The organism is Tenacibaculum sp. DPLXC6 (genome assembly GCF_056815515.1).
The window spans coordinates 472861-487232 of the sequence record NZ_CP141806.1 but is presented as its reverse complement, the minus strand read 5'-3'; the positions used below and the strand labels follow the sequence as shown (position 1 = coordinate 487232).

Here is a 14372-nt window from a genome sequence, read left to right as displayed (position 1 = left end):
AACTGTGAAAAATACAAATCATTTATCTATAGATAAGCCTCTAAAAAAACACCTCAATCAAACACTAAAAGAGTTTCGTAAATATAGATTTTCTGAAGGTGAGTTGAAATCAGAAGAAAAGAAGAGTAAAGATTTTTTCGGGTTCTTATTTAAAGAATACGACAGTATGAATGATTTAGTAAAAGATATGTTTTAAAAGTGCTTAATAGGCACTTTTTTTATGCCTTTAAATGTTTGTTTTAATCTTTCAATTAATAGTTTAATCTCGTTATCATTATAACTAGCAAAACCAATTCGTATAGCGTTGTGCTTTTTATTTGCTAAATCATATCGCTGCCACTCTCCTATTTCGAGTTGATGCTTTCTTGCATCTTTTGCAACTTCATTCCAAGAATATTGTTTGTTTAACTGAACCCAAATAGCCATTCCTCCTTTAGGTACTTCAAACTGAAAATAACCACCTAATTCTTTCTTTAACAACCTACAGAATAAGTCTCGGCGCTGTAAGTATATCTTCATTAATTTACGTATGTGCCTATCTAAATCTCCAGATTTAATAAACTCAGCAAAAGTTAGCTCTAGAAGGGCGTCTCCTTGCCTATCAATATACCCTCTTAACTTAGCTGCTTCATTTACAAAATCTTCAGAGGCTACTAAGTATCCAATTCTAAAAACTGGAGCTACAGTTTTACAAACAGAACCTATGTAAATAACATTTCCTGAAGTATCGTGACTTGCCAAAGGTAAAATTGGAGCATGATTATAATTAAAATCATAATCATAGTCATCTTCAATAATAGCAAAATTGTATTTTTGAGCTAGATTTAATAAATGAATTCTCCTTTCAGCAGATAAAGTAACAGTAGTAGGATGATGATGATGAGAAGTAACATAAACAGCCTTTATAGGTTGTTGTTTACATATTCTCTCTATTTGTTCAACTACAATACCGTTTTCATCTACAGAAATTCTTTTTATTTGCGCCTTTTGATGTTGAAAAGTTATATCTGCGGAAGAATAATTAGTTTCTCCAACAATTATAACATCATTTTCCTTTAAGAGTAATTGTGTAGATAACCACATTCCCATTTGACTACCACGAGTAATTAAAATATTATCCTTGATTATTTTTAAGCCGCGAGAACTATTTAAATACATAGCCAACACCTCTCTTAATTTTATATTCCCATGTGTTGAATTATAATCTAAAAAAGCATAAATACTCTTTTTGGAAGCTATTTTCCTATATATTCGAGCAATTTCTTCTGTTGGAGTAAGTCTTGTGTCTGATGTACCATCATTTATATATAAAACTTCTTCTCTTTTCTCCGCTTTCTTTTCTAATAAGTGATTGTTTTGGTAAAAACTGAACCCTGAATTTTCATTTTTAGTTGTTTTAATAGTGTCTGCTAATGCTACTTTTTGAACAAGAGGTAAACTATTATTTACAAAAGTCCCCTTTTTAGGAATACTTTCAACCCAGCCCTGTAATAATAATTCCTCATAGCAAGCAACAACTGTTTTTCTATGTACTTGTAATAAATCAGCTAAAGTTCTTGAGCCCACTAACTTTGTTCCTGGTGATAGTTTTCCCTCACGGATTAATAATATAAATTGATTTGCTAACTGCAAGTACAAAGGCTCTTTAAGGCTTTTACTGAGTTTTAACGAAGTTTTGTAAGGAAACATCTGGACTACTATTTATTTAAAAACTGGATTAATATAATAGACCATAAATATACTACATTTGAAAAGTAAATAATATAAATAATGAAAAAACAAGAACTGCAACCAACTGAATTTAACGATTTTTATGCAAGGTATTTAGCTAAAGTACCAGATAACACAAGTTTAAAAGAAGGCTTTGAAAGCGACAAAGAAACTATTGTAAAATTTTTCTCTTCAATTTCTAAAGATAAACTTGAATACCGTTATCAACCAGAAAAATGGAGTATAAAAGAAGTGTTACAACACATAATTGATACAGAACGTGTTTTTATGTATCGTATACTACGAATTTCAAGAAAAGATATGACTCCAATTGAAGGTTTTGATCAAGATATCTATATTAAACCTTCAGGTGCTAATAATAAAACAATAGAAGCTATATTAGAAGAATTTAAAACAACCCGCTCATATTCAATCAACTTATTAAACAGTATTTCGAACGAGAACCTATGCAACATTGGAGTAGCAAACAACTCTCCAGCTTCAGCAAGGGCTTGTGCTTTTATTTTATTAGGTCATAGTGTTTGGCATATGGATATTATTAAAGAACGTTACTTATAACCTTAACAAGAAAAATCTAAATAAGACGACTTAAAAATGTTAGAAATTAGACCTAATTGCGAACACTGCGGTAAAGATTTACCAAATACTTCTACTGAAGCTATGATATGTAGTTTTGAATGCACTTATTGTAAAGAATGTGCTTTGGTAGTTTTTGAAAATGTATGCCCCACATGCTCCGGGAATTTTGTCCCCAGACCAATTAGACCTCAAAAGTTTATTGAAAAACACCCAGCATCTTTGAAAAAAGTTTATAGTCCAAAGGATATAGACAAAGCAAGAGAAAAACGCTTGAAATTTAAAGATGTTTTACCCGAAAACAGATAACGTATGAAAGAATATCAAAAATCAAAAATCAATAGAGTAAAAAGAGGTCAAAATAGAGCCGTTTATGATGTTGAAAAAATCAATACTATTTTAGATGCAGGTTTTATTGGTTTTGTAAGTTACGTGTATGAAGGAAAAGCAATTTCCTTACCTATGGCTTACGGAAGAAAAGAAGATAAAATTTATCTACATAGTTCACAGGCAAACAGAATGTTATTATCGCTTTTAGAAGCTGGGAAAATGAGCATGACAGTAATGTATTTAGATGCTCTAGTTCTCGCTCGCTCAGGATTGCACCATTCAGTAAACTACAGATCAGCTACATTATTTGGTTCTGTAAAAAAAATAGAAAATACTAAAGAAAAAGAAGATGCTTTATATTCTTTTATGGAGCATATGATGAAAGGTCGTTGGGATGGAATTAGACCTATGAAACCTGAAGAACTAGACAGAACATTAGTAGTAGAAATGACTATTGAAACTGCTTCTGCAAAAGTAAGAGATGTTGGAGTAAATGATGAACCTGAAGATTATAATTTACCGATTTGGGCAGGCTTAATACCTTTAAAGCAGATAGCGCTCCCTCCTATTTCTGACGAAAATTTAAAAGAAGATATACAAATACCAAATCACATAATAGAGTATTATAACATGCATAAATAAGCATTTTATAACTTTAAAAATAACGTTACATTGCATATATGAAAAAATACGATGTTATTATTCTTACAGATAAAAGGTATATAAAACCTCAAAAACTTGATAACTATATTCAAAATGTATTAAACGAAGACAACTATGTAAAAATAGCTCTTGAAAATCAAGGGCTAAAAGTAGCTCGTCTTTCTTGGGATGATACAGAATTTGACTGGTCTACAACAAAATATATTTTATTTAGATCTACTTGGGATTATTTTGATCGATTTACTGAATTTTCTAAATGGTTAAATGTTGTAAGTAAACAAACAACATTGTTAAATTCAGAAAAAATTATTCGTTGGAATATAGACAAACACTACCTAAAAGACCTACAACAAAACGGAATACATATTTGTAAATCCTATTTCATTGAAAAAGGAACTAAATCTACGTTAAAAGAACTTTCACAAAAGTATAATTTAAAAGATTTTGTTTTAAAACCTTGTATTTCTGGTGCTGCGAGACATACCTATAAGGTCAATCTTGAAAAGATAAACGAATATGAAGAGGTTTTCTCTTCATTAATTACAGAAGAGGCTATGATTATTCAACCTTTTCAGTATAACATAATTGAAAAAGGAGAAATCTCGTTAATGGTTATGAATGGTAAGTTTACACATGCTGTTTTAAAAATAGCCAAACCAGGAGACTTTAGAGTACAAGACGATTTTGGAGGTTCAGTGCACAATTACACACCTACCGATGAAGAAATTTTGTTTGCTGAAAACGCCGTAAAAGCCTGCATAGAAACTCCTATTTATGCACGAGTAGATGTTTTTACTGATAATAATGGTAAATTAGCTATCGCAGAACTAGAATTAATAGAACCAGAACTTTGGTTTAGAAATCACCCTGCCGCAGCAGAAGAGTTAGCTAAAGGAATAAAACAATTAATAAATAAAAATGAAGAAGTTATTTAAAATACTAGGAGGATTTTTACTTATTGGAGCTATAGTATTAGCCGTTTTTTATTTTAAAAACAACGAAAGTCTTCCTACAGGTAAACAAGGTCCAAAAGCGGATGCTTTAGCAACAAAAATGCTTAAAGCGTTAAATTATGAAGCTTATAAAACTACTCGTTTTATAGAGTGGAGTTTTAGAGGAAAGCATTTTTATAAGTGGGATAAACAAGAAAATATAGTAGAAGTATCTTGGGACTCTAATAAAGTAAACTTATATACAAAAAGCCCAGAAAAAAGTATTGTTTTAGTTGATGGAAAAGAAGTTGAGAACAAAGAAATACTTCAAAAAGCCATAGACTATTTTAATAATGATAGCTTTTGGCTAGTAGCCCCATATAAAGTTTTTGAAAACGGTATTGAACGTAGAATTGTAGAATATGAAGGTAAAGAAGCTTTATTAGTTACTTATACTACAGGAGGATCAACCCCTGGAGACTCTTATTTATGGATTTTAGATGAAAAAGGTAGACCTACTAGCTATAAAATGTGGGTTTCTATAATTCCTACTGGCGGAATGGAAGCTACTTGGAATGATTGGATTACAACAGAATCTGGTGCAGTATTACCAACAAAGCACGAAATGTCAGTCGGTACACTAAATATGGGAAATGTAAAAGCTTACAATTAGTTTCACTTCCTACATAAACTATAAAAAAGAGCAGCAAAATTGCTGCTCTTTTAATTTTCTTATGCAAGAAATAATTTATTTTCCGAAATAGAAAGTAGCACCAATATTAATCCCAAAAGAAGAATAAGGAACTTTTTGAGATAGTTGTTTCTCTCCAGCAGGATTAGCTCCTAAAGGTAATTCATCAACATACTCAACATTCTTGTTAAATACAGGTGCTAAATTAGAATAAGAAGGGTGATTTTCAAAAATAGCTCTTACTTGATCAATAGATCTAGCTTGTCCGTTTACATTTGCAGAAAAATCAACAATTTCAGAAGAATCTCTTGTTACACTAACCCCCATATACTCTAATTCTGCAAAAAGAGACACTTTATCACTTAAATCATACTTATACCCTACAGCTCCAATAAAACCTAAAGGAAGTCTTCCTTTATAGTCTTGTGTGTAGTCAACATTTAGCATCTCTGTTTGAGATAATGCTATATTTATTTTACCGTCAGACTCAGTTCTACCACCTACTTTAATTAAGGCTCCAAAACGTCCATAAATATTGTTAGTAAACTTATATACTAAAGAAGCTGAAGCTCCGTATGCTTTTCCTCTAGCCTCAATATTGATATACTGTGCTTGAGCAGGTAAATCCACTAAAACAGAAGTTTGATCTGCTCCATTTAAATAACCCAAACCTACTTCAACACCAAAATTGTCATTAAAAAAATATCCTCCTCTTAATTGAGTATGCATACCTTCTCCATAACTACCATAAGTGTTTTCTACTCCTGCAGTTGTTGTTTCAGTTCCAAAACGTACTCCTGCACTAGAAATTGAATAACCTCCTGCTGCAGAAACATAAAATTGAGCACTTGCGCTCGCCGTTGCTAAAATCATAGCAAGCATTAAAAAACTTTTTTTCATAATAAATTATTTGTTAACTTTAAATTGATAATAAGTAAACAAACGTAGTAAAAATCTAGGATTAACAAGACTTTATTACTGTTAAATTATTAGTATTATTGCGGTTAAAAGCTCAATTAAAATTACTTCTTTTTTGAATAAAAACATTTTACATCCTGAGGTTCAGAGTTATATTAATAATAACTTAAAAGTAAGCATAGAACAATTTATTTTTAAAGGAAGCCCCTTTAAAGATGTTTCTGTACAAGAATTAGCCAATCAAGTTATAGCAAAACAAAAATCAGAGAAGAAATTACCTACTTGGTTTCAAACAAAAAACATTTATTATCCACCTAAACTAAGTATTGAACAAACTTCTTCTGAAATAACAGCTGAATACAAATCAAAATTAGTTAATGGGGATTCAATAATTGATATAACAGGAGGATTTGGTGTTGACTGTTATGCTTTTTCTAAACGATTTAAAAAGGTTGTGCATTGTGAGATAAATGAAGAGCTTTCAGAGATGGTTTCATACAATTATCAGCAATTAGAAGTTTCAAATATTAGAACAGTTGCCACAGACGGATTAGAGTACTTAAAAAATACTTCTGAAAAATTTGATTGTATATATATCGACCCTTCTCGAAGAAATGATATGAAAGGAAAAGTTTTCTTACTAAGTGATTGCTTACCTAATGTACCTGAACATTTAGATTTTTTGTTTGAAAAGTCGAACACAATTCTTGTTAAGAACTCTCCTATTTTAGATATTTCATCAACCATAAATGAGTTAAAATTTGTAAAAGAAATTCATGTGGTTGCAGTAAATAGCGAGGTAAAAGAACTACTTTTTCTATTAACAAAAAAACATAAACAGTTAATTAAAGTAAAAACAGTTAATGTATTGAAAAACAGTGTTCAAGAATTTAATTTTAATCTAGAGAATGGTTTTAAATCTGAATACTCAACACCACTTAAATACCTTTACGAGCCTAACTCAGCTATTTTAAAGTCTGGTGGATTTAATCAGATAGCAAACCAACAAAAAGTAAACAAACTACATCAACATTCTCACCTGTATACCTCAGAGAAATTAGTAAAAGATTTTCCTGGAAGAATCTTTGAAATCAACAATGTATTTACCTATAACAAAAAAAAGGTCAAAAAACAGATTACAGACACTAAAGCAAATATTACTACACGTAATTTTCCAAAAACAGTAGCGCAGCTTAGAAAAGAAACAAAATTAAAAGATGGAGGAAATACTTATCTGTTTTTCACTACAAACATAAACGACGAATTAATAGTTATTGACTGCAGAAAAATTGATTAGTCTTTATACTATTACTTATAATTTATCGTTTACCTAATTGATAGAAGCCCCTATCGAAAAGTATGTTTTATTGTTTAGGGGTAATAAAACATACTAAAAGCCTTGATAAAAGTCAAGGCTTTTCTTTTTTTACATACATTTGTTTTTATCATGAAACAAACACAAAGCTACCAATCAATTAAACTTTCTGATAAATCGATAGAGAAGTTTGATGATACCCTTGTTATAGAAGCTCCATTACAAATAAACATCAATAAAGAACCATATACAGTAGTTATGAGAACTCCTGGCAATGATATAGAGCTGGTAAGAGGTTTATTATACGCTGAAGATATTTATAAAAAGCAAGGTGATGTAAAAGTAGAAATAATTAAAAATGAAAAAGACTTTTCTACAGTATTAAACGTAAATATTCCTGAAGAAAAGTTAGGAAAAGGTTATTTAAATAAACGTACTCTTTTATCTGTTTCTTCTTGTGGAATCTGCGGAAAAAAAGAATTAAAAGATATAAAAACAGAAGGTAACACTCTAAAAAACAGTAGTAAAACAAATATTAAAGAATTAATAGAGGTGACAAATCGTATTCACTTAAAAATGAATAGTAAACAGCTTTTATTTAAAACTACAGGAGGTAGTCATGCTTGTGCTGTTTTTAACAAAAATGAAGAGTTACTAACTATTAAAGAAGATATTGGTCGTCATAATGCTGTAGACAAATGTATTGGTGATTTAATCAATCAAAATATATTAAAAAATGCCAATTATATGTTAGTTAGCGGAAGAGTTTCTTACGAAATAGTTTCTAAAGCTTTCTTAGCCAAAATACCAATTATAATTGCAGTTTCAGCATGTTCTTCTTTAGCTGTAGACTTTGCCAAAGAATTTGGAATTTTCCTTATCGGTTTTAGCAGAGGTAACAAAATGACCATTTATTCTACTCCACATGATTTACAGAAATAATTAACTAAAAGCCCTATTGTTTTCTTAAAAACTTACGTATTAAAAAAGATTTGTATTTTAGTGCTTTCAATAACTATTAATTAATCCACAAACTTATGCCTTTTATAGAAGAAGAGAAGTTTAAGTTAATGCAAGAAGACTTAGACAATGCTAAATTAAAAAGAGAAGAAGCAGAAAGCGAATTAAGTAGCACACAAGAAGAATTAGCTACACTAAAAAAGAGCTCAAAAACCCTGCCTATTTTCTTAGGGCTTCTATTAGGCCTTGCTTTAGGAGCTGCATATTATTTTTATGCAAATGGTGGTAGTAGTGCTATTAATAATATAGATGTAGAAGCTGTAAAAAAGAAAGAAGCTTTTAGAGTGTTAGATAGTATAAACAGAGCTCAAGCAAGAGCTGCTAGAAATTCCGATGATTCTGATAACGATATTTCATCTAGTTCTAATTCTGATATAAATACAGAAACAATGGCTGATGAAGTAGCACAAAACACAAATGGGCAAACAATTTATTCAGTACAAATTGGAGTACTTTCAGAAAACAAATATCCATTATTATCTTCAGAAGTTATTCCTTCAACAGTTACAACTGATGATGGTTACTTTAAATACTCTTTAGGTTTATACACTACTTTAGGGGAAGCTAAAGACTTACAAAAAGAATTAATAAAAATTGGATTTAGTGATGCATTTGTAGCTTCATATATAAACGGAAAACGTCAGAAAATACATAATTAAATAAAATTTAATGCTTAACATTATTTTTAAGAGAGCACTCATAGTAAGTTTACTTATGAGTGTTCATTTTTTTTACGGACAAATAAGTAGTGTGCCTGAAAGAAAAACACAGTTTGGATTTGGTCAAATTGATTTCCTATCGATTAAAATGCCTGAAGGAGAACAAAATATGGACTACACAGGACTCCACTACAATCTAAAATTAAATGATTGGAGTTACGCAGGAGTTGGTTTATATGGAGCTGTAGGAGGTATTAGAGGAGGTTTTTTTACTTTAGGGGTTAACGCAGGAATTCAACAAAAAATAACTGATAAACTTTTTATCGATGCAGGAATTCACTTTGGTGGCGGTGGTGGTGCATCAGCTCCTGATGGCGGTGGCGCTTTTATACTCCCCCACCTTAATTTAGGATATGATTTCAAACATTTTTCTGCCACTGCAGGATATAGTTATGTTGATTTTTTTGACGGGGGCACTATTAATAGTAGCCAATTCAATGTAGCTGTACAAATTCCTTTATCTTTTGAGACCGCAGGATTTAAAGATAGAGAAAGTACTTTTTCTATTGAAGAACTAAAAAATACCTCTTGGAATACCTTAAGTAACAGAATTTCACTATTAGTTCATTTAAATAATGCTAAAGTAACCAAAGGTTCTTATGAAGGAAATACAATACGTTTAGCAGGTTTTGAATTAAATTCTTATCTTACAGATGATTTTTTCTTTTTCGTTAAAGCAGATGGTGCTTATCACGGAATTAAGGCAGGTTACATGGATGTTTTCCTTGGTGGAGGTTATCATTTGTCGATGAATAAGAATCGTACAAATATTTTAGCTAAATTTGGAGTAGGCGCTGGTGGCGGTGGCGGAGTAGATACTAAAGGAGGGTTTTTAATCTATCCAGACCTCTCTTTAGAGCAAAAATTATTTGATAATGTGTATGCATCAATCAATAAAGGATACTTGATGAGTCCAGATTCTCACTTTGTGTCTTCAACTTTTGGTCTAGGATTAAAGTATTACATGGATAGAGATGGTATTTTACCAGATGAAAAAGAATTTTCAGAAGGAAAGTTCAAAGGGTTTGACGCAGTTATTAAACAAGATTTATACTTAGATGCTGCAAGAGATGGTGGTTTTGATCAAGATATGCATCAAATATCACTGCAATTAAATTTTTTCTTAAATAAATATTTATATGCGGCAGGTCAAACTTCTTTTGCTAACTTTGGTAATGCAGGAGCTTATGCAGAAGGAATTGTTGGTTTAGGAGTTCAAACAAATGAATTCTTTAACGGAAAAACCTCTCTTTTTGCACAAGTTTTAGGAGGTGCAGCTGGTGGTGGTGGTATTAGTACAGGACAAGGATTAATTGTTAAACCTAGTGTTGGAGTTAATCAAAAACTTACTAATAACTTAAATTTAAGATTAGGAGCGGGTTATGTAAAAGCTAGAGGAGGAAATTTAAGTAGTACTCAAATAAATTTGGGTATTTCGTATCGTTTTTCCTTCTTAAGTGTTAAAAAGTTTTAAAAATTTAACTTTTCGTTAAAGTTTGATGAATTATCTTCGCTTTCTGAAACAAAAAAATTAATATCCTTGCTTTTTTTCAAGTTAAAAAAGCAAGTTACAATCTATATACAAACATGAATAAAAAGAGTATAGCATCTCCATTTAAAAAATTTTTAAAAACTGAAAGTGCTAGTGGTATTTTATTGTTGGTAGCTACTTTATTAGCCCTCATTTGGGCAAACTCTCCTTTTAGAGACAGTTACAGTGCTTTATGGGACTATAAAATAGGTTTTAAGTCTGAACACCTTGAATTATACAAACCTTTAATACTTTGGATTAACGATGGGTTAATGGCTGTATTTTTCTTTTTAATTGGGTTAGAAATTAAAAGAGAATTCTTAATAGGTGAATTAAACTCTACTAAAAAGCTAGCGTTTCCTCTTTTTGGAGCACTAGGTGGAATGTTATTTCCTGTTTTATTTTTTATTCTTTTAAATGAAGATCCGGAAACAGCACATGGTTGGGGGGTTCCAATGGCTACTGATATTGCCTTTTCTTTAGCTGTTTTAAACACTTTAGGTAAAAGAATACCACTAAGTTTAAAAGTCTTTTTAACTGCTTTTGCTATTGTTGATGATATAGGAGCTGTTTTAGTAATCGCTTTATTTTATAGTACTAGTATTGATATTACATTGATATCTATCGCTATAGGTTTATTAGCTTTTCTTTATTTTATTGCTCATAAAGGTTTTTATTCTCACTACGTAACTTTTATGTTTGGTGCGGTTATTTGGGTTTTATTTTTAAAAGCAGGAATACACCCAACGGTTGCAGGTATATTAATGGCTTTTGCTGTACCGATTAGACAAAAAGCACATACCCCTGAATTTTTAGCTAATTTGTCTCAGATAATGGATAATATTAAAAATGCGAAGGTTTCACCTAAACCAATATTGTCAAAAGAGCAAATTGATGAAATAGATAACTTAGATCACTGGATAGAAGACTACCAGTCACCTCTTCAGCTTTTAGAACATAAACTACACGATATAGTAGCATACGCAATTATTCCTATTTTTGCTTTAGCTAATGCAGGAGTTTTAATAATAGATAGTAATGCGCATTTAGACTCTTCCTTAATAATACACATAGCTTTATGTTTAGTTCTAGGGAATAGTATTGGAATCACCACAGTTATTACCACAGTTAAAAAGCTTAAAATAATTGAAGTTCCAAAAGAAATAAATGGTCAGCACATTGTTGGTGTATCATTTTTAGCAGGAATCGGGTTCACTATGGCAATATTCATTGCTAGTTTAGCTTTTGCTAAGAGCCCTGAATTCTTAGGATCTGCTAAAATTGGTGTACTTTTAGGCTCTCTTATTTCTGCAATAATAGGATATATAATACTTAGGCTTAATAAAAGCGACAACGAAGAAGAAGAGTTAAGTACTACTAGCTAGTACTTAATTCTAACTTATATTACTCCAAATTCCACTTGTCTTTCTAAGCTTTTCATAAGCTTTCAGCAAGCTGGAATTTTTTGTTTCTGATAAATTAGGATCTTCTTGAAGTAAGTTTATAGCAGCTTTACGCGCTATATGTAATATAGGGCTGTCCTTAACAACATCTGCTATTTTAAGGTTTAAAACACCACTTTGTTGTGTTCCCATAATATTTCCAGGACCACGAAGTTTTAAATCTACTTCAGCAATTTTAAATCCATCTGTAGTTTCTACCATCGTTTGTAAACGAGTTTTTCCGTCAGAAGACAATTTATAACTCGATAATAAAATACAATAACTCTGTTCTGCGCCACGTCCTACTCTACCTCGTAATTGATGCAACTGACTTAACCCAAAACGCTCTGCACTCTCTATAACCATTACAGAGGCATTAGGCACATTTACTCCCACTTCAATAACTGTAGTAGCTACCATAATTTGAGTATCTCCTTTGGCAAATCGCTCCATTTCATAATCTTTATCAGCAGGTTTCATTTGTCCATGAACAATACTTATTTGATATTTAGGAGAAGGAAACTCACGAGAAATACTCTCATAACCATCCATTAAATCCTTATAATCCATTGCTTCAGACTCTTGAATTAATGGATATACCACATATGCTTGTCTTCCTTTAGCTATTTCATCTTTCAAAAACTTAAAAACCCCTAAACGATTACTATCATAACGATGTACAGTTTTTATTTCTTTACGTCCAGGAGGCAGTTCATCAATTACAGAAATATCTAAATCACCATAAACGGACATTGCTAATGTTCTTGGTATAGGCGTTGCAGTCATTACTAAAATATGTGGAGGAATAACAGCCCCTCCAACCTCCCCTGAAGGGAGGCTTTTTAAAGTTTCTTTTATGTTTTCTAGAACATTATCAATGTTGCCAATAACTTCTTCGTTGGTAAATCTAATTACCTTATATCCAAAATCAGTTAAAATTTCTGTGCGCAAATTGTCTGCTTCTTCTTGTTCAGGAGTTTCATGATATTTCCCATCTACTTCAACGATGAGTTTTTTCTCTAAACAAACAAAATCAACTATAAATTCATCAATAATATGTTGTCTTCTAAACTTATAGCTTAATTGTTTTGTTTTTAAACTTTCCCATAAAACTCGCTCAGCAGGTGTTGTCTGTTTTTTACGTTGTTCTTGTAGTTCTTTTAAAAGTTTATATGTTGAAGGTCGAGCTGTCATATATTTTTTACGAACTTCTTCTCCCTTCCCTTTGGGAAGGGCTGGTGTTGGGCTTCCTTTTTCCCATAACTTTCTTCTCTGTGCAACTCCAAAACGATGTTGCTCATCAATAATAGCAATACCTAGATTTTTAAATTGTACTTTATCTTCTAAAATAGCATGTGTTCCTATCAGGATATGTAGCGAACCATCTTCTAAACTTTCATGAATTTCTCTACGCTTTTTTGTTTTGGTAGACCCTGTTAATAATTCAACTTTAATATCGGTTTTCTCTAATAACTCTATTATCCCATTATAATGCTGTGTTGCAAGAATTTCGGTAGGAGCCATAATTGTAGCTTGATAACCATTATCAATGGCTAATAACATAGTTAATAATGCTACAATCGTTTTTCCAGAACCTACATCCCCCTGCAATAATCGATTCATGTGTGCTCCAGAGCCAACATCTTTACGAATCTCTTTCAATACTCGTTTTTGGGCCCCTGTTAAGTCGAAGGGCAAGTGATTGTTATAAAAATTGGTAAACTCCTCTCCTACCTGTTCAAAAATGAATCCTTTTAGTTTTGATTTTCGGATGAGTTTTTTCTGTAATAATTGTAATTGAATAAAAAATAACTCTTCAAACTTTAATCGATATTGAGCCTTTGCTAGTAATTCTTGATTCTTAGGAAAGTGAATATTCAAAAGTGATTCTTTTTTGCCTAAAAATTGATGTTCTTCAATAAAATAAGCAGGAAAAGTTTCTTCAATATCATTATAAGCTTGCTGAAACAAGTTTTGAATCATTGTACGCATGACCTTGTTACTTATTCCTTTAGTGCTTAATTTTTCAGTAGAAGGATATACTGGTTGCATAGCCATTTGTAGCTTGCTTTTGTATTCTTTTACTGTTTCCATTTCTGGATGTGGCATATTAGGAGTACCATTATACCAATTTAGTTTTCCATAAATAACATATGGAACATTTACTTTTAAACTATCTTTAATCCATTTAGCCCCTTTAAACCAAACTAATTCCATGGTACCCGTAGAATCTGAGAAAGTAGCTACTAACCTACTACCTCTTTTTTGTTTTACCGTTTTTACACCTGTAATCTTTCCTACTATTTGTACTTCAGCGGAGTTTTGTTGCAACTGATTAATCGTATAAAACTGTGTTTTATCGATATATCTAAACGGAAAAAGATGCAATAAATCGTTACAAGTTTTAATACCTAACTCGGTAAATAACAACTCTGCTCTGGCAACACTAATTCCTTTTATATAAGTTACGGGGTTATTTAAATTCATTGAGAACGAAAATACAA

General features: G+C 31.3%; 14 protein-coding genes. 11 read left to right on the top strand and 3 right to left on the bottom strand.

Annotation, left to right across the window (positions count from 1 at the left end):
• Positions 1-4 precede the first annotated feature (4 nt).
• Positions 5-196 (top strand): hypothetical protein, encoded by a 192-nt coding sequence (locus tag VCM48_RS02105; protein WP_099214411.1) that lies wholly within the window; start codon positions 5-7, stop codon positions 194-196.
• Here the strand turns inward: VCM48_RS02105 and pdxR are convergent.
• Complete coding sequence (gene pdxR / locus VCM48_RS02100) at positions 193-1689, bottom strand: MocR-like pyridoxine biosynthesis transcription factor PdxR (RefSeq protein WP_482271442.1); 1497 nt, start codon at positions 1687-1689, stop codon at positions 193-195. The genes VCM48_RS02105 and pdxR overlap by 4 nt on opposite strands.
• 81 nt (positions 1690-1770) lie before the next feature.
• On the opposite strand from pdxR, the gene VCM48_RS02095 reads away from it, so the two are divergent.
• From VCM48_RS02095 to VCM48_RS02075, 5 genes are read left to right on the top strand one after another with little or no spacing between them, the layout of a single operon-like run.
• On the top strand, positions 1771-2289 hold the full coding sequence (locus VCM48_RS02095) for a DinB family protein (RefSeq protein ID WP_482271441.1): 519 nt from the start codon (positions 1771-1773) through the stop codon (positions 2287-2289).
• 36 nt (positions 2290-2325) lie between these two features.
• Positions 2326-2616, top strand: a complete 291-nt coding sequence (locus VCM48_RS02090) for a DUF1272 domain-containing protein (protein ID WP_482271440.1) — start codon at positions 2326-2328, stop codon at positions 2614-2616.
• Positions 2617-2619: 3 nt separating this feature from the next.
• The gene (locus VCM48_RS02085) at positions 2620-3279 is read left to right on the top strand and encodes a pyridoxamine 5'-phosphate oxidase family protein (protein WP_482271439.1); all 660 of its coding nucleotides are present in this window, start codon (positions 2620-2622) and stop codon (positions 3277-3279) included.
• 38 nt (positions 3280-3317) lie between these two features.
• Complete coding sequence (locus VCM48_RS02080; RefSeq protein ID WP_482271438.1) at positions 3318-4235, top strand: ATP-grasp domain-containing protein; 918 nt, start codon at positions 3318-3320, stop codon at positions 4233-4235.
• Positions 4219-4905 (top strand): hypothetical protein, encoded by a 687-nt coding sequence (locus VCM48_RS02075; RefSeq protein WP_440121538.1) that lies wholly within the window; start codon positions 4219-4221, stop codon positions 4903-4905. The genes VCM48_RS02080 and VCM48_RS02075 overlap by 17 nt, the downstream gene beginning before the upstream one ends.
• 75 nt (positions 4906-4980) lie before the next feature.
• Here the strand turns inward: VCM48_RS02075 and VCM48_RS02070 are convergent, their stop codons facing one another.
• On the bottom strand, positions 4981-5823 hold the full coding sequence (locus VCM48_RS02070) for an outer membrane beta-barrel protein (RefSeq protein WP_482271437.1): 843 nt from the start codon (positions 5821-5823) through the stop codon (positions 4981-4983).
• Positions 5824-5956: 133 nt separating this feature from the next.
• Between VCM48_RS02070 and VCM48_RS02065 the strand changes: the two genes are divergently transcribed.
• The 5 genes from VCM48_RS02065 to nhaA all read left to right on the top strand — a co-directional run bounded on the left by VCM48_RS02065 (position 5957) and on the right by nhaA (position 11811).
• The gene (locus VCM48_RS02065; protein ID WP_482271436.1) at positions 5957-7138 is read left to right on the top strand and encodes a class I SAM-dependent methyltransferase; all 1182 of its coding nucleotides are present in this window, start codon (positions 5957-5959) and stop codon (positions 7136-7138) included.
• 150 nt (positions 7139-7288) lie between these two features.
• On the top strand, positions 7289-8098 hold the full coding sequence (gene fdhD, locus VCM48_RS02060; protein WP_482271435.1) for a formate dehydrogenase accessory sulfurtransferase FdhD: 810 nt from the start codon (positions 7289-7291) through the stop codon (positions 8096-8098).
• A 95-nt stretch (positions 8099-8193) separates the two neighbouring features.
• Entirely contained in the window at positions 8194-8835 is a 642-nt protein-coding gene (locus VCM48_RS02055) for a hypothetical protein (protein ID WP_482271434.1), read from the top strand.
• Positions 8836-8890: 55 nt separating this feature from the next.
• Positions 8891-10369, top strand: coding sequence for a hypothetical protein (locus tag VCM48_RS02050; protein ID WP_482271433.1), 1479 nt, complete (start codon positions 8891-8893; stop codon positions 10367-10369).
• A gap of 113 nt (positions 10370-10482) precedes the next feature.
• A complete protein-coding gene (gene nhaA, locus VCM48_RS02045) occupies positions 10483-11811 on the top strand; it encodes a Na+/H+ antiporter NhaA (RefSeq protein WP_482271432.1) in 1329 nt (442 codons plus the stop codon).
• A gap of 9 nt (positions 11812-11820) precedes the next feature.
• Here nhaA and VCM48_RS02040 read toward each other — a convergent pair whose 3' ends face one another.
• The gene (locus tag VCM48_RS02040; RefSeq protein ID WP_482271431.1) at positions 11821-14355 is read right to left on the bottom strand and encodes a DUF559 domain-containing protein; all 2535 of its coding nucleotides are present in this window, start codon (positions 14353-14355) and stop codon (positions 11821-11823) included.
• Positions 14356-14372: the final 17 nt, after the last annotated feature.